This window comes from Phenylobacterium sp., assembly GCF_030681155.1.
In the GTDB taxonomy this organism is placed as follows: Bacteria; Pseudomonadota; Alphaproteobacteria; order Caulobacterales; family Caulobacteraceae; genus Phenylobacterium.
The window spans coordinates 98,383-118,752 of the sequence record NZ_JAUXXE010000068.1 but is presented as its reverse complement, the minus strand read 5'-3'; the positions used below and the strand labels follow the sequence as shown (position 1 = coordinate 118,752).

Below are 20,370 nucleotides of genomic sequence, written 5' to 3'. Positions count from 1 at the left end.
GACTTAAGCCGGGCTAGGTGATCAGCATGGTGCCGAGCAGCAGGCGGGCGCCGGTCTGGCCGAGCACGCGGTCGGCTTCACGTTGCAGCAGCTTGGTCAGGATCTCTGCATTGGGAATGTGGCCTGGGGACATGCCGGAGGCGTAGATCTGCAGGCTCTGGACGAAGGCGGCGCGAATGCGCGGCAACACGCTGGTCGCCTTGGCGCGCAGCTTTTCATTCGGGATATCGAGGCCGCTCTCGACTGTCAGCACCCCGCGCCGGCCATTGGCCAGCAAGATCGTCGCCGTTAGCGCGCTGATCTGTAGGAAGCTGGCCCCGCCACCCTTCTTTTTCTCTTCTTTCGCCGGCGCGGCCGCCATCAGGCCCGGCGTCAGGGCGACCAGGGCGGCGAAGGCGAAGAGGCGGCGACGGTGCATGGGCGACACCACGCCACATCATGGTTAGCGGTCTCTTTACGAGCTGAGCCGAAGAGTGCGCCGACGATTCGCATTTTCCGCTTCGTGTCCTCTGAGGAGCACCCGCGCTTGGGCCGGTTCGCACCAAATTCTCTCGATCTCGACGGCAAGGTAATCCTGGTCACTGGCGGCACCGGTTCGTTCGGACGACGCTTCATCGAAACGGTGCTCACCCGCGCCAAGCCGCGCAAGCTGATCGTCTATTCGCGCGATGAGCTGAAACAGCACGAGATGCAGATCGACCTGGCCGAGAAGTTCGACCCGGAGACCATGTCGCGCATGCGTTTCTTCCTGGGCGACGTTCGCGACCGTGAGCGGCTGCAGCTGGCCGTGCGCGGGGTCGATATCCTGATCCATGCCGCGGCCCTGAAGCAGGTGCCGGCGGCGGAGTACAACCCGTCCGAATGCATCCACACCAACATCATGGGCGCCGAGAATGTGGTGTGGGCCTGCCTCAACAACCGCGTGAAGCAGGTGGTGGCGCTCTCCACCGACAAGGCCTGCAACCCGGTCAATCTCTACGGCGCGACCAAACTCGCTTCGGACAAGACGTTCGTCGCGGCCAATAACCTGTCGGGCGATATCGGCACCCGGTTCTCGGTGGTGCGCTATGGCAACGTGGTCGGATCGCGCGGCTCCGTGGCTCCGCTGTTCCAGCGCCTGATCGGCAAGGGCGCGAGCGAACTGCCGATCACCGACGCGCGGATGACGCGGTTTTGGATCACCCTGAACCAGGGCGTGGATTTCGTGCTGTCGTCGCTGGAGGTCATGCGCGGCGGAGAAATCTTCGTGCCCAAGATTCCGTCGATGAAGATGACCGAACTGGCCAGCGCCATGGCGCCTGACCTGGCGATCAAGGTCATCGGCATTCGGCCCGGCGAAAAGCTGCACGAGATGATGATCTCGGTGGACGACGCCCGCACCACGGTCGACCTGGGCGATCGCTACGCCATCGAGCCGGCCTTTGTGGAATATTCCCGCACCCCCTACGCCGAGACCTATCCGCTGGTTGACGAGGGGTTCTCCTACGCCAGCGACACGAACGACGAGTGGTTGTCGGGCCAGGGCCTGCTGGAGCTGCTGCACGACGGCGGGCCGGCGCCGCTGCGGCGGCGGGCCACCGACTAAAATGGCGGCCATGCTTCCCTACGGCCGTCAGTCGATCGACGAGGATGACATCGCCGCAGTCGCAGAAGCGCTGCGCAGCGACTTCCTGACCACGGGGCCGCGGGTCGAGGCCTTCGAAGCCGCCTTCGCCGAAAAGGTCGGCGCCGGCCACGCTGTGGCCTGCTCCAACGGCACGGCGGCGTTGCACCTGGCCATGCTGGCCCTAGACATCCAGCCGGGCGAGGTGGTGATCGCCCCTTCGATCACCTTCCTGGCCACCGCCAATTGCGCCCGCTTCGTAGGCGCCGAGGTGGTGTTCGCCGACGTCGATCCGCTGACCGGCCTGATGACGCCCGATACGCTGAGCGAAGCTATGAGCCGGGTGGGGGACCGACGCCTGCGCGCCGTCCTGCCCGTTCACTTGCGGGGCGACACCGCCGAACTGCCGGCGCTGAAGGCTTTGGCCCAGGTCGCCGGCGCGGTGCTGGTCGAGGACGCGCCCCATGCGCTGGGCTCGACCCTCCGGTTTGGAAACGCCGTCCAGCAGGTCGGCGACTGCGCCTATTCGGCGATGGCCACCTTCTCGTTCCACCCGGTGAAGACCATCGCCACGGGCGAGGGCGGCATGGTCGCCACCAATGACCCGGCCCTGGCCGAGCGCCTGAAGCGGCTACGCAGCCACGGCATGATCCGGCCCGAGGGCGCCGATCCCTGGTGGTACGAGATGCCGGAGGTGGGCTTCAACTACCGCCTGCCCGACATCCTCTGCGCGCTGGGTCTGTCGCAGCTCGCCAAGCTCGACCAGTTCGCGGCGCGCCGGCGGATGCTGGCGGCGCGTTACCACGATGGATTGGCCGCGTTCGCGCCGCTGCTGCGACCCGCCGCCCGGCCAGATTGGAGCGATCCGGTCCTGCACTTGATGGTCGCGCTCATCGACTTCGAGGCGGTCGGCAAGACGCGTCGCCAGCTGGTTGATGCGTTGAAGGCGCGCGGCGTTGGGACCCAGGTTCACTACATACCGGTTCACACCCAGCCCTATTACCGCCAGCGATATGGGGCGATGGACTTGCCTGGCGCGAACGCCTGGTACGAAAGCTGCCTGTCGCTGCCGCTTTATCCTGGGATGGACGAGGCTGATGTTGACCGGGTGATCGCGGCCTTGGGCGAGGTTCTGAGCGCCTAGGCGGCCGCGCCGAGTTGCTGGATCAGGTCGCGCACCTGGCCCATCCGTTCCGGGTTGGCGGCCAGATCGGCGCGGGTGTCTTCGAGGCGGACGAGCCGCATGGCTTCCTGGCGCGCGCGGTCGGCGGCCGGACCGCTGGGGGCCGTCTCGCCTATGGCAAGCTTTAACATCAGCATCAGCTTCTGCCCTGGAGACGCCGGGGTGCGAGCGAGCGTCGGGACCAACCGGGCGTCGGCCTCCACCATGCCGCCGACATCGCCGATCTTGGCTTGGATCGGCAGGTAATCCTCCGGCGCAAGACCGCCGCGCGCCACGGCCCGTTGCAGCGCCGCCAGCTTTTGCAGCTTCACCGCGGCGGTGTCAGGGCCGTAGCGGAATTCCTTCTCGAACCGCAGGGCCGAGATGCCGGCCGACAGATAGCGCCCAGCCTGGCGCTTATTGGCCGCGCCGATGACATTCTCCACCAGCCACATGAGGGCTTCGGCCTCGTTGCGGGCGGTGCGTTCGCCGCCGCCTAGATAGCTCTCCACGAAGTCGCTGGTGACCAGCATGCGCGAGCGTTGGCTGAAGGCGGCCTGGACATCTTCAGGCTGCAGCAGACTGCCGGCCGCGGCGGTCAGCGCCATGGCCAGACCCCGCATCACTTCGATTTCACCGGCGGCGTCGCCCGGCCGCAGGCGGCGCGGGCCGTTCAGGTCGCGAACCACCCGCTTGGTGATCGCCACGCGCACGCTCTGGAAATCCTCGGCCGCCAGCCAGCGGGCGAGCCGGGTCGCCGCCTCCGACAAGGGCGGCATGATCTTGGCCACCGAGGGTTCGATCCGCATCAGGGCGTCGATGGTGTCGCAGGCCGCTAGCCTGGTCATGGCGGCCAATTGGCCGCCGAGGTCGAGGTCCAGGCCGATGACGTGATCGAGACCGGTGCGCGAGCCCAGGATCTCGGCCAGGGGCTGCTCGATGGTCTGCAGGGCAAGGCCGCGTGGCGGGCCGGTGATGGGTGCGGCGTCAGCCAGATCCAGCAGGCGGGAGATCTTTTCCGGCCAAGTCCGAGCCGGGGCGATGCAGACGGCGACCCCGGCGCCCAGCAGGTAAGCGCGTTCAGGATCACGGCTGACCCGTTCGGCCGCGCGGGCGAAGCCCTCTTTGTCGAGGTCGGGCATGCCGCCCTTGCGGAAGTCCTTCAGCAGGCGGTCGATGGTGCGTTCGACCAGGGTGGTGAACGTCCGGATCACCTCATGGACGCTCAGGCCGCGGGCCTGGGCCTCGGGGATCGCCACCTTCTGGATGGCGTGCTGCAGGTCGGTGCCCGACGCCTCCAGCTCTTCGACCAAATCGGCGCGATGCAGAAGCTCGAAGGGCGTCGCGCCCTTCCGCTCCAGCCAGCCTTCCAGCAGCCGCCCGATCCGCTCGCGGGCGTGGACGGTGTAGAGGTCCTGGGGCGAGACGCACAAAGGGTCGAGATTCTCGACAACCTTCTTCTTCTTGGGCGTCTCGGTCGCGCCCAGATTCAGGATCGTGACCGATTGAAACTCGCGGGTCTCCGGGTGAAGGGTCTCCTTCGTCACCCGGACGGCGGCGACCTTGCCGGCGCTCATCAGCTCTTCGGCGTTGGAGATCGCGGCGGCCCGGTTCTCGGTGGCCATGTCCAGAGTCCAACCGCCGCCCGGCGTGCGCCGGATGAACAGTTCGTAATGGACTTGTTGGCCGTTCACGCGGACGCTCCTTTTCGGACGTCCATGTTCTGCCAATTGGCTTAAATATCGCTTTATCGAAACCGCGTGGAAACGGCCTATTTCGCCTGGCGATTGGCGGCTCAGCAGCGGTTACTCAACTTCTCTTGGAACCGCTGCCGTGACTATTACTTTCCTCGGAGCGTAGTCCGTCGTTCAATCGCCCCATTGAGGCCATGCTGGCGGACCACTAGCTATGCAAGCTTCGCTGAAGGATGCGACACGAACCTATGGCCAAGATCACCCTGGTGGATGACGACGAAAACATCGTCACCTCTGTCAGCCTCGCGCTGGAAAGCCATGGCCATGAGGTCAAGGCCTACTATGACGGCGCTGCCGGACTGGCGGCGCTTGAGAACGAACCGCCCGATCTGGCGATCCTCGATGTGAAGATGCCGCGCATGGACGGGATGGAGGTGCTTCGCCGCCTTCGTCGGACGTCCGACATGCCGGTGATCATCCTTACGTCGAAGGACGAGGAGATCGATGAGATCCTCGGCTTCAACCTGGGCGCCGACGACTACATGCACAAGCCTTTCAGTCAGCGCTTGCTGATCGAGCGGGTGAAGGCGGTGTTGCGCCGCGCTGGTATCGAAGGCGAGGAGCCGGCGACGGCCGCCGGGGCGGCCGGCGAGGCCGGCAAGGCGCTGAAGCGCGGCAAGCTGACGCTCGACCCTGCCCGCCACGACTGCCTGTGGGACGGCAAGCCGGTGAAGCTCACCGTGACCGAGTTCCTGCTGCTGCAATCTTTGGCTCAGCGGCCCGGCTTCGTGAAGAGCCGGGACAACCTGATGGACGCGGCCTACGATGACCAAGTCTATGTGGACGACCGCACCATCGACAGCCACATCAAGCGCATGCGGAAGAAGTTCCGCGAGGTCGATAACGAGTTCGACGCGATCGAAACCTTGTATGGCGTCGGATACAGATACCGCGAAGCCTGATCCGAAGACCGACGCCCGCAAACCCAGCCGGGTAAGCCGTCCGTCGCTTTTTCGTTGGCTGCCAGGCTCGCGCCTGGGGCGGCTCATAATCCTGCTCAACGTACTGGGGCTGGCGATCATCATCGCCGGCTCCCTGCTGTTGAACGAGCTGCGGCGCGGTCTGGTGGGCGCGCGCATCGACAGTCTGACGACCCAGGGCGAGCTGATCGTCAACGTGATCAATCGCGCCGCCACGGTGGGCGAGCCGACGCCGGAGCTGGATCCGCAGGCCGCCAGCGAGATCCTGCAGATGCTCTCCAACCCACGCTCGCAGCGCGCGCGCCTGTTCGACGCCAAGGGCAACCTGATCGCCGACAGCTACTGGGTCGCCGACCGGGTGGAGTGGAAGGTGTTGCCGCCGGCCCGGCCGCGCGACGACGGTGGGCTTTCGCTCGATCTGAAGATGGGCCGTCCGCCGCCGCCGGTGGCCCCTGCCGCCCAGCGCGCCTTGATGATGGAGGTCAACCAGGCCCTGCATGGGGTCCACTGGGCCGGCATGCGCCGCGCCGAGGACGGCGAGCGTGTGGTGTCGGTCTCGATTCCGATCCAGCACGTTCAGGCGGTGCTGGGCGTCCTGACCCTGGAGGCCAGCGACGTCGACGAGATCATCCGCGCCGAACGCCAGGCCCTGGCTCCGTTCATCCTGATCGCGATCTTTGTCTCGCTGGTGTCCTCGATCCTGCTCAACAACCTGATCGCCCAGCCGGTCCGTATGCTGGCGCGGGCGGCCGACCGGGTGCGGATGTCACGGGCGCGGGCGATCTCGCTGCCGCAGCTCGCCCGGCGCGACGACGAATTGGGCGACCTTACCCGGTCACTGGAAGACATGACCCACGCGCTGTCGGAGCGCATGGACGCCATTGAACGGTTCGCTGCCGACGTCGCCCATGAAATCAAGAATCCGCTGACTTCGCTGCGCTCGGCGGTGGAAACTCTCGACCTGGTCAAGGACCCGGCGGCGCGCGAGCGGCTACTGGCGATCTTGAAAAACGACATCCAGCGGCTGGACCGTCTGGTGACCGATATCTCGAACGCCTCACGCCTGGACGCCGAGCTGTCTCGCGAGGACATCAGAGCGGTGGATCTTGGCCGCCTGATCTCCGAAGTCGTCCAGCTCTATCAGGACACCGCCCGGCCCGGCGACGTCGCCGTCAGCTATGAGGCGCCGGACGCCTTGGAGCCGATTATGGTGTCCGGTCGCGAGGGGCCTTTGGGGCAGCTCCTGCGGAACCTGATCGACAATGCCCGCTCGTTCAGCCCGAAGGGCGGCGAGGTCCGCGTTCACCTCGAACGGGGGCGCGGCCAGGCGGTCTTGCGCGTCGATGACGATGGTCCCGGCATCCCGCCCGACAATCTCGAGACAATCTTTGAACGGTTCTACACCTCCAGGCCCAAGGGTGCGGCGTTTGGCGGCAATTCAGGCCTGGGGCTTTCGATCGCGCGCCAGATTGTGGAAGCCCAGGGTGGGGCGATCCGCGCTGAAAATCGCCAGGACGACGGCGGCAAGGTGACGGGCGCCCGCTTCATCGTGACCTTGCCGGAGGCGCGCCGATGATCCTGCACGCGGGCCTGGTCTCGACCTATCTGGACGGCTTCTGGCGGGGCGTGCTCATCGAAGGCCCATCCGGCGCCGGCAAGAGCGACCTTGCTTTGCGCATGCTGGACCAGGGTTTTCGGCTGGTCGCCGACGATCGAGTGCTGATCTGGGCCTCCGGCGGGGCGCTCTATGGCCGTGCGCCCCAGACCCTCGCCAATTTGATCGAAGTGCGTGGCCTGGGGATCTGCCCCGAGCAGGCCCTGCCGTTCAGCCGTATCGTGCTGGCGGCCCGGTGCGAACCGGCCGAGCGGTTGCCGGATCCCGCGCACAACGATTACGTCGGGTTGAGTATCCCGGTCGTTTCAATCCATCCATTGGAAGCTTCGGCGCCTGCGAAACTCCGCCGCGCACTGCAACATCTTGGACGCAGCGCGGAAGGAGCGTATCTAGGCGACCTCGCGGCAGACGTCTCGCCGCGGCCGGGTGGGGATTCCCGTTGAGAGAGTTGGCATGATCGGGCTCGTGATCGTCACGCACGGGCGTCTGGCTGAAGAGTTCATCTTCGCCATGGAGCATGTGGTTGGCCCGCAGACAGCGGTGGCCGCCATCTGCATCGGGCCGGAAGATGACATGGAGCGTCGGCGCAAGGACATCCTGGCGGCGTGCGAAGCCGTGGACACCGGGGCCGGGGTTATCCTGCTGACCGACATGTTCGGCGGCACCCCTTCGAACCTGGCCATTTCGGTCATGGAGCAGACCCGCGCCGAAGTGATCGCCGGCCTGAACCTGCCGATGCTGATCAAGTTGGCCTCGGTTCGCACGCGCCAAAATCTGGAAGACTGCGTCGCCTGCGCCCAGGAGGCCGGCCGCAAATACATCTCCGTCGCGTCCTACGTGTTGGCCGGCGAAAAGTGACAGCGACGCGCACGGTCGAAATCATCAACAAGCGGGGTCTGCATGCGCGGGCCTCGGCGAAGTTCGTCAAGTTGGCCGCCACGTTCGAGGCTGAGGTCAAGGTCTGCAAGGATGGCCAGAGCGTCGACGCCCGCTCGATCATGGGCCTGATGATGCTGGCGGCCGGTCCTGGCAGCGCGATCGATATCGAGGCCGAGGGCAAAGAGGCCGAACCTGCGGTCGAAGCCCTCGCGGCTCTGGTCGCTGCCCGTTTCGACGAGGACGAGTAGGGCCGCCACCGCCGGGGACGCGCCCCGACGATGACGATCCTGGTCTTGAACGCTCTTACTTCCTGACAATCACCAGTTCGGTCCGCCGATTCTTGGCGCGGCCATCTTCGGTCGCGTTGTCGGCGACCGGGTTGGCATCACCCATGCCCGCCGTTTCCAGGCGGTCGGCGGCGACGCCGGAGTCGATGATCTTCTTGGACACAGTCGCGGCGCGGTTATCCGACAGCGTCTTGTTCGCGGCCGGGTCGCCCTGGTTGTCGGTGTAGCCGACGACGCGCGCGCGGACGTTCGGATAGGCCTTGAGGATCACCACCAGCGTATCGACGGTGGCGTTGCTTTCCGGCGTCAGGGCGTTGGAGGCGGTGTCGAAGTTCAGGTTGTCGAAGATGAAGGTCTTCGGCGCAGGCTCCCGGGAATCCAGGAACTTGGCGACGCTGTAGCCGATGGAGCCGGGCGCGACCGAAATGGTGGTCCCGCCGGGCAGGCTGAGCGTTTCCGGCGGGGGAACGACCGGGGCCACGACCACTGGGGCCTCGGCGACGGGCGGAACGACGGGTGCGGGTTCGACGGCCTTTTCCTTGCCGCAGCTGCGCATGCCGAAGATCAGGGCCAGGACGACCGCCGCGGCGATCAGCCAGGGCAGGATCTTCATCAATCCGCCGCCACCAGTGGCCGCCGCGGTCCCTGCCGCGGCCGTGGCTCCGCGCGCCGCCTGGGCCGCGCCGCCGACGCCAAATAGTGACCCAAGTCCCGGAGGCAGCGCGCCGAGGATGCTGGAGCGTTGTTCCGAGAGCAGGGCTTGTACACCCGATGCGGTCCTGCTCGGGCCGAGCGCCTTGCCGATCGCCCCCATCACCAAGGGCGCGGCCAGGGCGATGATGCTGGAGGCCGAGCCGCCCTTGAGGCCGGCGAAGCTGGCTAGGCTGTTGGCGGCCGCAGCGCTATTGGCGCCGAGCAGGCCGTCGGCCAAACCCTTGCCTTGGCTCAGCAGCCCAGCGCGGGCGGTGTCGTCCGACAGCAGGGCCGGAAGGCGCTCAAGGATGTCGCCGCCGGCAGTGACCTGGCCGATCATGTCGAGCAGGCCATTGGCGCCGGTGGTGGTCGAGCTTTGTTGAAGGGCTGCTGCGAGCAGCGCGGGGGCTGCGGCGCTGACGCCTTTGCCGACGGAGCCTGGAGACTCCCCAAGAAGGCCGGAGAGTTTGGTGATCAAGTCCGGTGTCACGGCGTTGATCACGGTCTGGACAAGGTTGCTCACAACAGATCTCCCAATGAGGTTGGGTCGTGTCCAGTCAGCGCTGATCAGTTCGTAAGCTTGGCCTTATCGTCCGGTACAAAGGTTGGTGCGCTATGGGGACGCGATCCGACAGTTGGCGAAACTCCTAAGTCGCCCCTCAACCTTTTAGGCTCGCGCGGAATAGTTGCAAGTCTGTCGACTGCACTCAACAAGCCTGGCTATGAAAGCCCGAAATCGCCAAGTTCTAATGCGAAGCTTCTCTAGGTCTTCAGCTTGTAGCCCGTGCGGAAGATGGCCCAAACGCCGATCAGGCACAGCACCATGAAGCCAAACGTCGCCGCGAGACTGATCCGCACATCGACGTCTGAGATGCCGTAGAAGCTCCAGCGGAAGCCGGAGATCAGATAGACCACCGGGTTGAACAGGGCGATCTTCTGCCAGACCTCGGGCAACATGCTGATCGAGTAGAAGCTCCCGCCAAGGAAGGTCAGGGGCGTCACGATCATCATCGGCACGATCTGCAGCTTCTCCCAGCCGTCGGCCCATACGCCGATCATGAAGCCGAACAGGCTGAATGTGACCGCGGTCAGCACCAGGAACGAGATCATCCAGAATGGGTGCAGGATGCTGAAGTCGACGAACAATCGCGCCGTGGCCAGGATGATGAGGCCCAGGATCACCGACTTGGTGGCCGCCGCCCCGACATAGCCGACCACGATCTCTACGGGCGAGATCGGGGCCGAGAGGACCTCGTAAATCGTGCCCGAGAACTTGGGCATATAGATGCCGAACGAGGCGTTCATGATGCTCTCGGTCAGGATCGACAGCATGATCAGGCCGGGCACGATGAAGGCGCCGTAGCTGATCCCGTCGATCTCCACCATTTTCGAGCCGATGGCCGACCCGAAGACGATGAAATAGAGCGAGGTCGAGATCACCGGCGAGGCGATCGACTGCATCAGGGTGCGCCAGGTGCGCGCCAGTTCGAACTTATAGATGGCCTTGATGGCGTAGAGGTTCATGGCCGTGCGTGCACCAGGCTGACGAAGATGTCCTCCAGGGAGCTTTCCTGGGTCTGGAGGTCCTTGAAGTCGACGCCCTGGCTCGCGAGCTGGCGCAGCAGGGCGGCGATGCCGGTGTCCTGGGCCTGGGCGTCGAAGGTGTAGATGAGTTCGGCGCCGTCGGCCGCCAGTTCGAGCTGATAGTCCGCAAGGCCGGCGGGAATGGCCGCCAGCGGCTCCTGCAGATGCAGGGTTAGCTGCTTCTTGCCGAGCTTGCGCATCAGGACGTCCTTGTCCTCGACCAGGATGATCTCGCCCTTGCTGATCACCCCGATCCGGTCGGCCATCTCTTCGGCCTCCTCGATGTAGTGGGTGGTCAGGATGATGGTGACGCCGCTTTCGCGTAGGCCGCGGACCATCTGCCACATGTCGCGGCGCAGCTCGACGTCGACGCCGGCGGTCGGTTCGTCGAGGAACAGGATGCGCGGTTCGTGGCTGAGAGCCTTGGCGATCATCACCCGGCGTTTCATGCCGCCCGAGAGCGCCATGATCTTGCTGTCCTTCTTGTCCCAGAGGGAGAGGTCGCGCAGGACCTTTTCAAGATAGGCCGGGTTTGGCGGCTTGCCGAACAGGCCGCGGCTGAATTTCACCGTGTCCCAGACGCTCTCGAAGGCGTCGGTGGACAGCTCCTGGGGGACCAATCCGATCTTGGATCGCGCGGCGCGATAGTCGGAGATGATGTCGTGACCGTCGGCCAGCACCTTCCCGGCGGTGGGATTCACGATCCCGCAGACGATGCTGATCAGGGTGGTCTTGCCCGCCCCATTGGGTCCGAGCAGGGCGAAGATCTCGCCGGGGCGGATCTCAAGGTCCACGCTCTTGAGGGCCTGGAAGCCCCCGGCATAGCTCTTGGATAGGCCGGATACCGAAATTATGGGCTGCACGCGGGCTCCTTCAGGCGTGTTCGCCAGATAGGGGCCGGCGAGGTCTCAAACTAGACCACAGGACGAATAGGCGAGCACCGATCCGACATTCGCTGGGGACGAAGTTCTGGCCTGGCCGGCGCGCCCGCATCGCGAGCGCGCCCGTTCGCGATCTAGGCCGGGACGGTGGCCGTCTTCATGGTCATCGGCTTCATGCCGAGGTCGGCCATCAGGGCTGCGTCGGTGTCCTTGTCCGGGTTTGAGGTGGTCAGCAGCTTGCCGCCGATGAACATCGAGTTGGCGCCGGCCATGAAGCACAGCGCCTGCAGCTCGCGGCTCATGTGCTCGCGGCCAGCCGAGAGGCGCACCACGGTCTTGGGGCATACGATGCGGGCGACAGCGATCATGCGAACGAACTCAAAACCGTCGACGGCCTCCGAGTCGCCCAGCGGCGTGCCGGGGATCGGCATCAGGTCGTTGATCGGCAGGCTGTCCGGATGGGCGGGCAGGGTGGCCAGGGCGTGCAGCAGGCCGGCGCGGTCGGTCCGCGTCTCGCCCATGCCGACGATGCCGCCGCAGCAGGTCGACATGCCGACTTCGCGAACCGCTTCCAGGGTGTCGAGCCGGTCCTGGTAGGTGCGGGTGGTGACCACCTTGTCGTAATAGTCCGGGCCGGTGTCGAGGTTGTGGTTGTAGTAGTCGAGGCCGGCGTCCTTGAGCGCCTGGGCCTGCGGCTTGGTCAGCATGCCCAGGGTGGCGCAGGTCTCCAGGCCCAGGGCCTTCACGCCCGAGATCATGGCGGCGACCTTGGGTACGTCGCGATCCTTCAGGTCGCGCCAGGCGGCGCCCATGCAGAAGCGCTGCGCCCCGCCGGCCTTGGCGTCCATGGCCGCTGCGATGACGGTGGTGGCGTCCATCAGCTTGCTGGCCGGCACCCCGGTCTCGAAGTGCTGGGATTGGCTGCAATAGCCGCAATTCTCCGCGCAGCCGCCGGTCTTGACCGACAGCAGTTGCGAAAGCTGCACCTCGGTCGGGTCGAACCAGGCGCGGTGGGTTTCCGCGGCCCGGAACACCAGTTCGGTGAAGGGAAGCTCGAACAAGGCTTCGACCTCAGCTAGCGTCCAGTCATGACGCGGCTGTGCGGGATCGACAGGACGGAAACCTTGGGCGATTGGAGCGTTCATGGGGAGCCTCCTCAAACAAGCGACACCAGTATGGGCGATCTGCCCTCGGGTGAGGCAAGCCGCGCGTAGCCGGGAGCGTGTAGCGCATGAGCGCGGGTGAAGACGAGATCGAGTTGAAGTTCCTGTGTGAGCCGGCGGACCTTGCTGCCGTGCTGGCCGCGGCGCCGGTGGGCGAAACCTATGAAAAGACGCTGGTTTCGACCTATTTCGACACCCCGCAGGGCGACCTGCGCCAAGCGCGAATTTCGCTGCGCATCCGCGAAGGCGGGGCCAAGCGCGTGCAGACTCTCAAGCGAGGCGACGGTTTTGCGCGCGAAGAGCACGAAAAGCCGATCGAGGGCGAGGGCCTGGATTTGACGCTGGGCGCGTTGAAGGACGCCTTGCCGGCGGCCAAGCGCGCGACGTTGTCCCCGATTTTCACGGTCCGCGTCGTCCGGCGCCAACGCACGTTCGAGTATGGCGGCGCGACCATCGAGATGGCGGTGGACGAGGGCGAGGTTCAGGCCGGCGAACGCACCCGGCGGATCAGCGAAGTCGAGCTGGAACTGAAGGCCGGCGACTGCGATCCGATGTTCGACCTGGCCCGGGAGCTTTCGAAGACCGCGCCGCTCTACCTGTCGTTCGACGGCAAGGCCTCGCAGGGGCAGGGCCTGATCGACGGCACGGACCGTTCGCCCCGCCGTAACGACAAGGCGCCGCTGGCGCGTGGCCTTACCGCGGCGGGGGCCTTCCAGGCGATCGCGCGCAACACGCTCGTGCAGATCGCCGCCAACGGGGTGGTCTTGCGTGAGGCTGACAGCGTCGAGGCGATTCATCAATTACGCGTGGCCGTCCGCCGCCTGCGCAGCACGATCTCCACCTTCAAGAACCTGGTCGACGATGATCGCACCGACGACATCACCGCCGAACTGAAGTGGCTCGCCGGCGCCTGTGACGACGCCCGCGATTTCGATGTCTTCGCGGCCGACGCCGCCGCGCTAGATGATCCCGCCCTCGATCTCGCGCCGCTGCTGACCGCGATCGAGGCGGCCCGCGCGCGGGGTCACGCCAAGGCGTGCGCCGCCGTGGCCTCGGGGCGGTTCCGCGAACTGGTGCTGGAAACCACCGCGTGGGTGGAGACCGGCGCTTGGCTCACCCAGGGCGGCAAGGCGTCGGCAAAGCGCCGCGACATGCCGGCCGAACGGTTCGCAGCCAAGGCGCTTGAGCGTCGCCGCAAGGCTCTGCTGAAGCGCGGCGCCGACCTCCAGGCTCAGGACGACGCAGGTCGACATGAGGCCCGCATCGCGGCCAAGAAACTCCGCTACGCGGCCGAGGCTTTCGCCGCCCTCTTCGACGCGGCGGCCGCCAAAGCCTTTATCAAGGGGTTGAAGCGCCTTCAGGACCAACTGGGCCTGATGAACGACGCGGCGGTGGCCGCGGCCCTGGTGGAGCGACTGAAGCTTAAGGGCAAGGCGCAGGCCGCGGCCGGGCAATTGCTGGCTCTGCGAGAGGCCGAACGCCCAAAGACCGCCAAGGCGGCGGTCAAGGCGATGGCGCAAGTGGCGGCCGCACCGGTCTTCTGGGGTGGTTAGTCATATAAAGAAATCTTTATGTGTTTGTTGCTCCGGCGTCGCTCCGACGCTATAGAGCCGTCAAACCACACTCTCCGACAGGACCGCCCGATGACCGACTATGTCGTGAAAGACATCACCCTGGCTGATTTCGGCCGCAAGGAAATCGCCATCGCCGAAACCGAGATGCCGGGCCTGATGGCCGTGCGCGCCGAGTTCGGCAAGGACCAGCCGCTGAAGGGCGCCCGCATCGCCGGCTCCCTGCACATGACCATCCAGACCGCGGTGCTGATCCAGACCCTGGAAGCCCTGGGCGCTGACGTGCGCTGGGCCTCCTGCAACATCTTCTCGACCCAGGACCACGCCGCCGCGGCCATCGCCGCCAACGGCACGCCGGTCTTCGCGATCAAGGGTGAGAACCTGGTCGAGTACTGGGAATACGCTCACAAGATCTTCGAGTGGTCCGACGGCGGCTACCCGAACCTGATCCTGGACGACGGCGGCGACGCCACCCTGCTCTGCGTGCTGGGCCCGAAGGCCGAGAAGGACCCGTCGGTCCTGAACAACCCGCAGAACGAGGAAGAAGAAGCGCTCTACGCCGTGATGAAGCGCTACCTGAAGGAAAAGCCGGGCTTCTATTCGGCCATTCGCGACGCCATCGGCGGCGTGTCGGAAGAGACCACGACGGGCGTCCACCGCCTGTACCAGATGTCCGAGCGCGGCGAGCTGCCGTTCCCGGCCATCAACGTCAATGACAGCGTCACCAAGTCGAAGTTCGACAACCTCTACGGCTGCCGTGAAAGCCTGGTCGACGCCATCCGTCGCGGCACCGATGTCATGCTCTCGGGCAAGGTCGCGGTCGTGCTTGGCTACGGCGACGTGGGCAAGGGCTCGGCCGCTTCGCTCCGCAACGGCGGCGCGCGCGTCATCGTCACCGAAATCGACCCGATCTGCGCCCTGCAAGCGGCGATGGAAGGCTATGAGGTCCAGACGATGGAAGACGTCGCCGACAAGGGCGACATCTACGTCACCGCGACCGGCAACAAGGACGTCCTCACCGTCGACCATATGCGGCGGATGAAGAACAACGCCATCGTCTGCAACATCGGCCACTTCGACTCCGAAATTCAGGTCGCCGGCCTGAAGAACTTCAAGTGGGACGAGATCAAGCCGCAGGTCCACCACGTGGAATTCCCGGACGGCAAGAAGATCATCCTGCTGTCGGAAGGCCGCCTCGTGAATCTGGGCAACGCCACGGGTCACCCGAGCTTCGTGATGAGCGCCAGCTTCACCAACCAGACGCTGGCCCAGATCGAACTGTGGACCAACAAGGCCAGCTACGAGACCAAGGTCTACACCCTGCCCAAGCACCTCGACGAGAAGGTCGCTTTCCTTCACCTCGAAAAGCTCGGCGCCAAGCTGACCACGCTGTCCAAGGACCAAGCCGACTACATCGGCGTTCCGGAAGCTGGCCCGTTCAAGCCGGACCACTACCGCTACTAGAACTAGTTTCCTCCGGTCGCTCGCGCGGCCGGAGGATGCCTGCTTGTGGCCCATGAGGCCGCTCGGTTAATCAGAGCTGGCATGCCGCTCGCGCTCATAATCTCCAGCCATGTCGCCGCCAGTCACGTGGGCGGAACGGCCCAGGCGAGCGCCCTCTCCATTTTCGAGATCGACAGCATGGTTTTGCCGACCGTGCTCTATGGCCGCCATCCTGGCTGGGGCGCGCCCGGCGGCGCGCGCGTAGCCCACGAGACGCTTGAGGGCATGCTGGGCGGGATCGAGGCCAACGGGCTGCTCGCCCAGATCGACCTCATACTGACCGGCTATTTCGCCTCGCCCGAACAGGTGAGGGTCGCGGCTATGGCCATCGATACGGCGCGCGGCGCGCGGACTGGACCGCAGCCCGTGGTGATCGTTGATCCGACCCTCGGTGACGGCGGCAGGCTCTACGTGCCGGCCGACGTGGCCAAGGCGGTGATCGAGGAACTGGTCCCGCGCGCCGATATCCTCGCCCCAAATGTCTGGGAACTGTCGTACCTGACCGGCGCCGAAATCGGCGCCCCGTCGGACGCGCTGGCCGCCGCCCGCAGCCTGGGCAGGCCGGTGCTGGCGTCCTCGATCGATCTCGGCGAGGACATCGCCGTGATCTACGCCGACGAGATTGACGCCTGGATAGCCGTCCATCCCCGCGCGCCCTCGGCGCCAAAGGGGACCGGAGATCTGCTCACCGCCCTGTTCGGCGCGGCGCTGCTCGATGGGCTCAGCGGCGCTGATGCGCTTGCCCGCGGGGTCAGCGGGGTAGCCGAGAGCGTCTTGGCTGCGCAAATCTCTTCCGCCGCCGAACTGCCGATCATCGGCATGGGCCAAAGACTGACGACCCTCTCCCCCCGTGTGCGTTTGGAGCGATTGGCATGACCACCGACATCGAGATTCACGGCTTCTGCCCCGACCGGTTCTCGGGCGTTCGCGCCGCCTTCGCAGACAACTTCGCCACCGGCCAGGAGCTGGGGGCGCGGTTCGCCCTGGTGGAGGCCGGGGAATTGGTGATCGATCTCTGGGCCGGTTTCGCCGACCGCGCCCGCACCATGCCGTTCGACGACAAGACCCTGACGCCGGTCTTTTCGACCACCAAGGCCATCGCCGCCCTGCTGATCGCCGGCTTGGTCGATCAGGGAAAGCTCGCCTACGATCAACCGGTTTCGCAGGTCTGGCCGGAATTCGGGGCTGCCGGCAAGGAAGCGATCACGGTCGAGCAGGTGATGAGCCATCAGGAAGGCCTGTCGGGTTTTCCTGATGAGATGGAGCCTGCGCTGTGGTTCGACTGGGACGCCATCTGCGCCAAACTTGCCGCCATGACCCCGCTGTGGCCCCCGGGAACCGCCAGCGGCTATCACCCGATCACCTTCGGCTACCTGGCCGGCGAGATCTTTCGCCGGGTCGATGGGCGGACCATGGGCACGGCGCTGCGCCAGGACTTGGCGGTCCCGTTCGACCTCGACCTGTGGATCGGCCTACCCGACGCCGAGCATGGCCGCGTCGCCGATCTGCAGCGACCGAACGGCCTGCCGAATTTCGGTGAGATAAACGCGGCGACCAAGGCCGCCTTCCTGACCCCCTGGTCCTCGCCGGCCGGGCGCGGTCAGGCCGAGTGGCGGCGGATGGAAATACCCTCGGCCAATGGTCACGCCACCGCGCCGGCGCTGGCGCGGCTGATCGGGGCGCTGGCTAATGACGGCTGGCTGGACGGCGGCGAAATCCTCTCGCCCTCGCTGATCGCCGAGGCCTCACGTGAGCGCATCCACGGTCAGGACCTGGTGCTGCCCTTCGTGATGAGCTGGGGCGCCGGCTTCATGCGCAATAGCGCGGTGAAGGTCTGGGGGCCGGGAGAGCAGACCTTCGGCCACTCCGGCTGGGGTGGTTCGTGCGTGTTCGCCGATCCGGAGACCAAGCTGGCCGGCGCCTATGTGATGAACAAGCAGTCCACCGACCTGATCGGCGACGCCCGCGCCAAGCGGCTGATCGAAGCGGCCTACGCGGGGCTCTAACCCCCTCAGTCGGCTTCGCCGCCAGCTCCCCCAGCGGGGGAGCATCTAAGGGAACGGAGATCCTCTCCCGCTGGGGGAGTTGGATCGGCTAGGCCGTCGCCGTCCGCAGCGCACGGCTGCGGCGCCACGCGCCGTAGGCGAAGATCGCCGCGCCGCACCAGATGAAGCCGAACGACACGCCGCGGAGCGGGGTGAAGGTCTCGCCCTGAAGCACGCCCATGACGAAGGTCATGCTTGGGGCGATGAACTGCAGGAAGCCCATGGCCGAAAATGGAATGCGGCGAGCGGCCCAGGAGAACAGCATCAGCGGGATGGCGGTCATCGGGCCGCAGGCGACCAACCAGATCGCCGATGACAGGCTGGCGGTGAAGTGTCCGGCGCCAGTGTTCTGGAGCCAGGCGATCAGGAAGATGCCCGGTATGCCCAGGATCAGGCACTCGATCAGCAGGCCGGTCTGGGCGTCGGCCGCGACCCGTTTGCGGATCACCCCATAGGCGCAGAAGGTGATGGCGAGCGTCAGGGAAATGATCGGCAGGTGGCCGAGGGCGATGGCCTGGATGGTCACGCCGACGGCGGCCAGAGCGATGGCGCCCTTGCCGATGGCGTCGAGCCGTTCGCGGAAGATCAGCGCGCCGGCGGCCATCGCCATCAGCGGGTTGATGAAGTAGCCGAGGCTGGTCTCCAGCACCCTGCCGTTGTTCACCGCCCAGATGAACACCAGCCAGTTGACCGCGATGATCGCCGCCGACAGGGCCAGCCAGGCCATCACGCGGGGCTGGCGCAGCACCTGGAGCAGTTGCGGGGTCTGGCGCGCGAGGACCACGAACAGGAAGGCGGTCGGGACCGCCCACAGCGTGCGGTGGGCCAGGATCTCCCAGGCGCCGATGCCCATCCGGCCCATGATCTGGAAGGCCAGCGGCACGATGCCCCAGATCACGTAGCAGAGCATGCCCGCGCCCAGGGCGGCGTTGTTGGCGGACGGATCTTTGGCCAAGGCGGATCCTTCGGGCACGAGCGTGGACGCCCCTAACTATGGCCCTGCGAGAAACCCGCAAGGCCTAGTCGGCGGCGCCCTGGCGGTAATCGGACGAGGAATTCTCACCCGACCGCCCGTCTGATCACCCGGCGATGGCCTTGGTCTTCAGCAAGCCGCGTTCGTGCAGCAGTTCGGCGATCTGCACCGCGTTCAGCGCCGCGCCCTTACGCAGGTTGTCGGCCACGACCCACATGTTCAGGCCGTTCTCGACAGTCGGGTCCTTGCGGATGCGGCTGACGAAGACCGGGAACTCGCCCTGGGCTTCCTTCGGGGTCATGTAGCCCTTGTCGTTGCGCTGATCGATGACCAGCAGGCCGGGGCTCTCGCGCAGCAGGTCGCGGGCTTCGTCCTCGTCGATCGGGTCGTGGAACTCGACGTTCACCGCTTCGGAGTGGCCGACCATGACCGGCACCCGCACGCAGGTGACTGTGAGCGCGATGGCCGGGTCGATCATCTTGTGGACTTCGTTCCACATCTTGGCTTCTTCATCGGTGTAGCCGTCGTCGCCAAAGGCCCCGATGAAGGGGATGACGTTGAAGGCGATCTGCTTGGGGAACTTCTTGGGCTCGGGCGCGCCCAGGACGAAGACGCCCTTGGTCTGGTCCCAAAGCTCGTCCATGCCTTCCTTGCCCGCGCCGGAAACCGACTGGTAGGTCGAGACCACGACCCGCTTGATACGCGCGCGGTCGTGCAGCGGCTTCAGCGCCACGACCAACTGGGCGGTGGAGCAGTTCGGATTGGCGATGATGTTCTTCTTGCCGGCATAGGCCACGTCGTCCGGATTCACCTCCGGCACGATCAGCGGCACGTCGGGGTCCATCCGCCAGGCCGACGAGTTGTCGATGACGATGGGACCGGCCGCGCCGATCTTCTCGGCCCAGGTCTTGGAGAACGAGCCGGACACGCTCATCAGCACGACGTCGACGGTGGAGAAGTCGAATTGCTCGACGTCTTCGCACTTGATGATCTTCTCACCGAAGGACACTTCGACGCCGATGGATTTGCGGCTGGCGATGGCGTGCATCTTGTCCACGGGGAAGTTCACTTCCTCGAGGATGTTCAGCATTTCGCGGCCCACATTACCCGTGGCGCCGACCACGGCCACACGATAGCCCATGGCGGTCTCCTTTTAAGTCTTCAAGCGGTGCGTTCCCTTACGCCGCCTAGGTCATGGGCGCAACGAGCGCCGATCTTTCAAACGCCTTGGCCGCCACGTCTCTTGACGCCCGAGGTCATGGACATCGGCTGGGCCCGGCGGCTGAATGGGCGCCAACAGGAGGAGACATCTATGGCCAACGAAACTGGCATGCCTTTCGCCAACCTGATGGGGGTGGAGATCGTCGATCGCAGCAAGGCGCGGGTGAGCGGGCGGCTAGTGGTTCGCGAGGATCTCTGTACCGCCGGCGGCATCCTGCATGGCGGGGCGTTCATGGCCTTCGCCGATGCGCTGGGGGCGGTGGGCGGTTTCCTCAACTTGCCGGTCGGCGCCCGGACAACGACCCTGGAGTCCAAGACCAACTTCCTTGGCTCGGCGAAGGTCGGCACGACGGTCGAGGGCGAGGCCATTCCGCTGCACATCGGTCGCCGCTCCAGCGTCTGGCAGACCCGCATAACCAACGCCGACGGCAAGCTGCTGGCCCTGGTGCTCCAGACCCAGATGACCGTCGAACCGTGATCTGTTCACTTTTCATTCCTCCCGTCGTTCTATGGCCC

The 20,370-nt window shown here is 65.8% G+C and carries 20 protein-coding genes; 12 read left to right on the top strand and 8 right to left on the bottom strand.

Annotated elements, in window-relative coordinates:
• Nucleotides 1–13: 13 nt before the first annotated feature.
• On the bottom strand, nt 14–418 hold the full coding sequence (locus tag Q8M13_RS17565) for a Tat pathway signal protein (RefSeq protein ID WP_305301409.1): 405 nt from the start codon (nt 416–418) through the stop codon (nt 14–16).
• A gap of 108 nt (nt 419–526) precedes the next feature.
• Here Q8M13_RS17565 and pseB point away from each other — a divergent pair, with 108 nt between their 5' ends.
• Both pseB and pseC read left to right on the top strand, forming a co-directional pair.
• Nucleotides 527–1,585 carry a UDP-N-acetylglucosamine 4,6-dehydratase (inverting) gene (pseB, locus tag Q8M13_RS17560; protein WP_305301408.1) on the top strand — a complete coding sequence of 353 codons (1,059 nt, stop codon included), beginning with the start codon at nt 527–529 and terminating at the stop codon, nt 1,583–1,585.
• Between the two features lies 1 nt (nt 1,586).
• Nucleotides 1,587–2,747, top strand: coding sequence for a UDP-4-amino-4,6-dideoxy-N-acetyl-beta-L-altrosamine transaminase (pseC, locus tag Q8M13_RS17555; protein ID WP_305301407.1), 1,161 nt, complete (start codon nt 1,587–1,589; stop codon nt 2,745–2,747).
• Here pseC and Q8M13_RS17550 read toward each other — a convergent pair.
• Entirely contained in the window at nt 2,744–4,459 is a 1,716-nt protein-coding gene (locus Q8M13_RS17550; protein ID WP_305301406.1) for a hypothetical protein, read from the bottom strand. The two genes, pseC and Q8M13_RS17550, sit on opposite strands and share 4 nt — an antisense overlap.
• A 248-nt stretch (nt 4,460–4,707) precedes the next feature.
• On the opposite strand from Q8M13_RS17550, the gene Q8M13_RS17545 reads away from it, so the two are divergent.
• From Q8M13_RS17545 to Q8M13_RS17525, 5 genes are read left to right on the top strand one after another with little or no spacing between them, the layout of a single operon-like run.
• Nucleotides 4,708–5,421 carry a response regulator transcription factor gene (locus Q8M13_RS17545; protein ID WP_305301405.1) on the top strand — a complete coding sequence of 238 codons (714 nt, stop codon included), beginning with the start codon at nt 4,708–4,710 and terminating at the stop codon, nt 5,419–5,421.
• Nucleotides 5,390–7,015 (top strand): stimulus-sensing domain-containing protein, encoded by a 1,626-nt coding sequence (locus tag Q8M13_RS17540; protein WP_305301404.1) that lies wholly within the window; start codon nt 5,390–5,392, stop codon nt 7,013–7,015. Before Q8M13_RS17545 ends, Q8M13_RS17540 begins: the two co-directional genes overlap by 32 nt.
• Complete coding sequence (locus Q8M13_RS17535; RefSeq protein ID WP_305301403.1) at nt 7,012–7,497, top strand: HPr kinase/phosphorylase; 486 nt, start codon at nt 7,012–7,014, stop codon at nt 7,495–7,497. Before Q8M13_RS17540 ends, Q8M13_RS17535 begins: the two co-directional genes overlap by 4 nt.
• 10 nt (nt 7,498–7,507) lie before the next feature.
• On the top strand, nt 7,508–7,912 hold the full coding sequence (locus Q8M13_RS17530; protein ID WP_305301402.1) for a PTS sugar transporter subunit IIA: 405 nt from the start codon (nt 7,508–7,510) through the stop codon (nt 7,910–7,912).
• A complete protein-coding gene (locus tag Q8M13_RS17525) occupies nt 7,909–8,181 on the top strand; it encodes an HPr family phosphocarrier protein (RefSeq protein ID WP_305301400.1) in 273 nt (90 codons plus the stop codon). Before Q8M13_RS17530 ends, Q8M13_RS17525 begins: the two co-directional genes overlap by 4 nt.
• 55 nt (nt 8,182–8,236) lie before the next feature.
• Here Q8M13_RS17525 and Q8M13_RS17520 read toward each other — a convergent pair whose 3' ends face one another.
• The 4 genes from Q8M13_RS17520 to bioB form a co-directional block, all read right to left on the bottom strand.
• Nucleotides 8,237–9,436: an OmpA family protein gene (locus tag Q8M13_RS17520; protein WP_305301399.1), complete on the bottom strand. Its 1,200-nt coding sequence runs from the start codon at nt 9,434–9,436 to the stop codon at nt 8,237–8,239.
• 239 nt (nt 9,437–9,675) lie between these two features.
• Nucleotides 9,676–10,437, bottom strand: a complete 762-nt coding sequence (locus tag Q8M13_RS17515; protein WP_305301398.1) for an ABC transporter permease — start codon at nt 10,435–10,437, stop codon at nt 9,676–9,678.
• Nucleotides 10,434–11,387: an ABC transporter ATP-binding protein gene (locus Q8M13_RS17510; protein ID WP_370870097.1), complete on the bottom strand. Its 954-nt coding sequence runs from the start codon at nt 11,385–11,387 to the stop codon at nt 10,434–10,436. Before Q8M13_RS17510 ends, Q8M13_RS17515 begins: the two co-directional genes overlap by 4 nt.
• Nucleotides 11,388–11,512: 125 nt before the next feature.
• Nucleotides 11,513–12,523: a biotin synthase BioB gene (gene bioB, locus Q8M13_RS17505; RefSeq protein WP_305301396.1), complete on the bottom strand. Its 1,011-nt coding sequence runs from the start codon at nt 12,521–12,523 to the stop codon at nt 11,513–11,515.
• Nucleotides 12,524–12,609: 86 nt separating this feature from the next.
• Here bioB and Q8M13_RS17500 point away from each other — a divergent pair, with 86 nt between their 5' ends.
• The 4 genes from Q8M13_RS17500 to Q8M13_RS17485 all read left to right on the top strand — a co-directional run bounded on the left by Q8M13_RS17500 (nt 12,610) and on the right by Q8M13_RS17485 (nt 17,621).
• Nucleotides 12,610–14,094 (top strand): CYTH and CHAD domain-containing protein, encoded by a 1,485-nt coding sequence (locus Q8M13_RS17500; protein WP_305301394.1) that lies wholly within the window; start codon nt 12,610–12,612, stop codon nt 14,092–14,094.
• 90 nt (nt 14,095–14,184) lie between these two features.
• Nucleotides 14,185–15,576, top strand: a complete 1,392-nt coding sequence (gene ahcY / locus Q8M13_RS17495; RefSeq protein WP_305301393.1) for an adenosylhomocysteinase — start codon at nt 14,185–14,187, stop codon at nt 15,574–15,576.
• Between the two features lie 81 nt (nt 15,577–15,657).
• Nucleotides 15,658–16,491: a pyridoxal kinase gene (locus Q8M13_RS17490; protein WP_305301392.1), complete on the top strand. Its 834-nt coding sequence runs from the start codon at nt 15,658–15,660 to the stop codon at nt 16,489–16,491.
• Nucleotides 16,488–17,621, top strand: coding sequence for a serine hydrolase domain-containing protein (locus Q8M13_RS17485; protein WP_305301391.1), 1,134 nt, complete (start codon nt 16,488–16,490; stop codon nt 17,619–17,621). Before Q8M13_RS17490 ends, Q8M13_RS17485 begins: the two co-directional genes overlap by 4 nt.
• 88 nt (nt 17,622–17,709) lie before the next feature.
• Here Q8M13_RS17485 and rarD read toward each other — a convergent pair whose 3' ends face one another.
• Together rarD and Q8M13_RS17475 are read right to left on the bottom strand one after the other, a co-directional pair.
• The gene (gene rarD / locus Q8M13_RS17480; RefSeq protein WP_305301390.1) at nt 17,710–18,615 is read right to left on the bottom strand and encodes an EamA family transporter RarD; all 906 of its coding nucleotides are present in this window, start codon (nt 18,613–18,615) and stop codon (nt 17,710–17,712) included.
• A gap of 124 nt (nt 18,616–18,739) precedes the next feature.
• Entirely contained in the window at nt 18,740–19,774 is a 1,035-nt protein-coding gene (locus Q8M13_RS17475; protein WP_305301389.1) for an aspartate-semialdehyde dehydrogenase, read from the bottom strand.
• A gap of 171 nt (nt 19,775–19,945) precedes the next feature.
• On the opposite strand from Q8M13_RS17475, the gene Q8M13_RS17470 reads away from it, so the two are divergent.
• Nucleotides 19,946–20,332, top strand: a complete 387-nt coding sequence (locus Q8M13_RS17470) for a PaaI family thioesterase (protein WP_305301388.1) — start codon at nt 19,946–19,948, stop codon at nt 20,330–20,332.
• The last annotated feature ends 38 nt before the right edge of the window (nt 20,333–20,370 follow it).

Bases quoted from the DNA above. Each gene is read 5' to 3' on its own strand.
- Q8M13_RS17490 (WP_305301392.1), top strand. From the start codon at position 15,658: ATGCCGCTCGCGCTCATAATCTCCAGCCATGTCGCCGCCAGTCACGTG.
- Q8M13_RS17485 (WP_305301391.1), top strand. From the start codon at position 16,488: ATGACCACCGACATCGAGATTCACGGCTTCTGCCCCGACCGGTTCTCG.
- pseC (WP_305301407.1), top strand. From the start codon at position 1,587: ATGGCGGCCATGCTTCCCTACGGCCGTCAGTCGATCGACGAGGATGAC.
- Q8M13_RS17540 (WP_305301404.1), top strand. From the start codon at position 5,390: ATGGCGTCGGATACAGATACCGCGAAGCCTGATCCGAAGACCGACGCC.
- Q8M13_RS17535 (WP_305301403.1), top strand. From the start codon at position 7,012: ATGATCCTGCACGCGGGCCTGGTCTCGACCTATCTGGACGGCTTCTGG.
- Q8M13_RS17530 (WP_305301402.1), top strand. From the start codon at position 7,508: ATGATCGGGCTCGTGATCGTCACGCACGGGCGTCTGGCTGAAGAGTTC.
- Q8M13_RS17515 (WP_305301398.1), bottom strand. From the start codon at position 10,437: ATGAACCTCTACGCCATCAAGGCCATCTATAAGTTCGAACTGGCGCGC.
- Q8M13_RS17500 (WP_305301394.1), top strand. From the start codon at position 12,610: ATGAGCGCGGGTGAAGACGAGATCGAGTTGAAGTTCCTGTGTGAGCCG.
- Q8M13_RS17470 (WP_305301388.1), top strand. From the start codon at position 19,946: ATGGCCAACGAAACTGGCATGCCTTTCGCCAACCTGATGGGGGTGGAG.
- Q8M13_RS17565 (WP_305301409.1), bottom strand. From the start codon at position 418: ATGCACCGTCGCCGCCTCTTCGCCTTCGCCGCCCTGGTCGCCCTGACG.
- ahcY (WP_305301393.1), top strand. From the start codon at position 14,185: ATGACCGACTATGTCGTGAAAGACATCACCCTGGCTGATTTCGGCCGC.
- bioB (WP_305301396.1), bottom strand. From the start codon at position 12,523: ATGAACGCTCCAATCGCCCAAGGTTTCCGTCCTGTCGATCCCGCACAG.
- Q8M13_RS17545 (WP_305301405.1), top strand. From the start codon at position 4,708: ATGGCCAAGATCACCCTGGTGGATGACGACGAAAACATCGTCACCTCT.
- Q8M13_RS17475 (WP_305301389.1), bottom strand. From the start codon at position 19,774: ATGGGCTATCGTGTGGCCGTGGTCGGCGCCACGGGTAATGTGGGCCGC.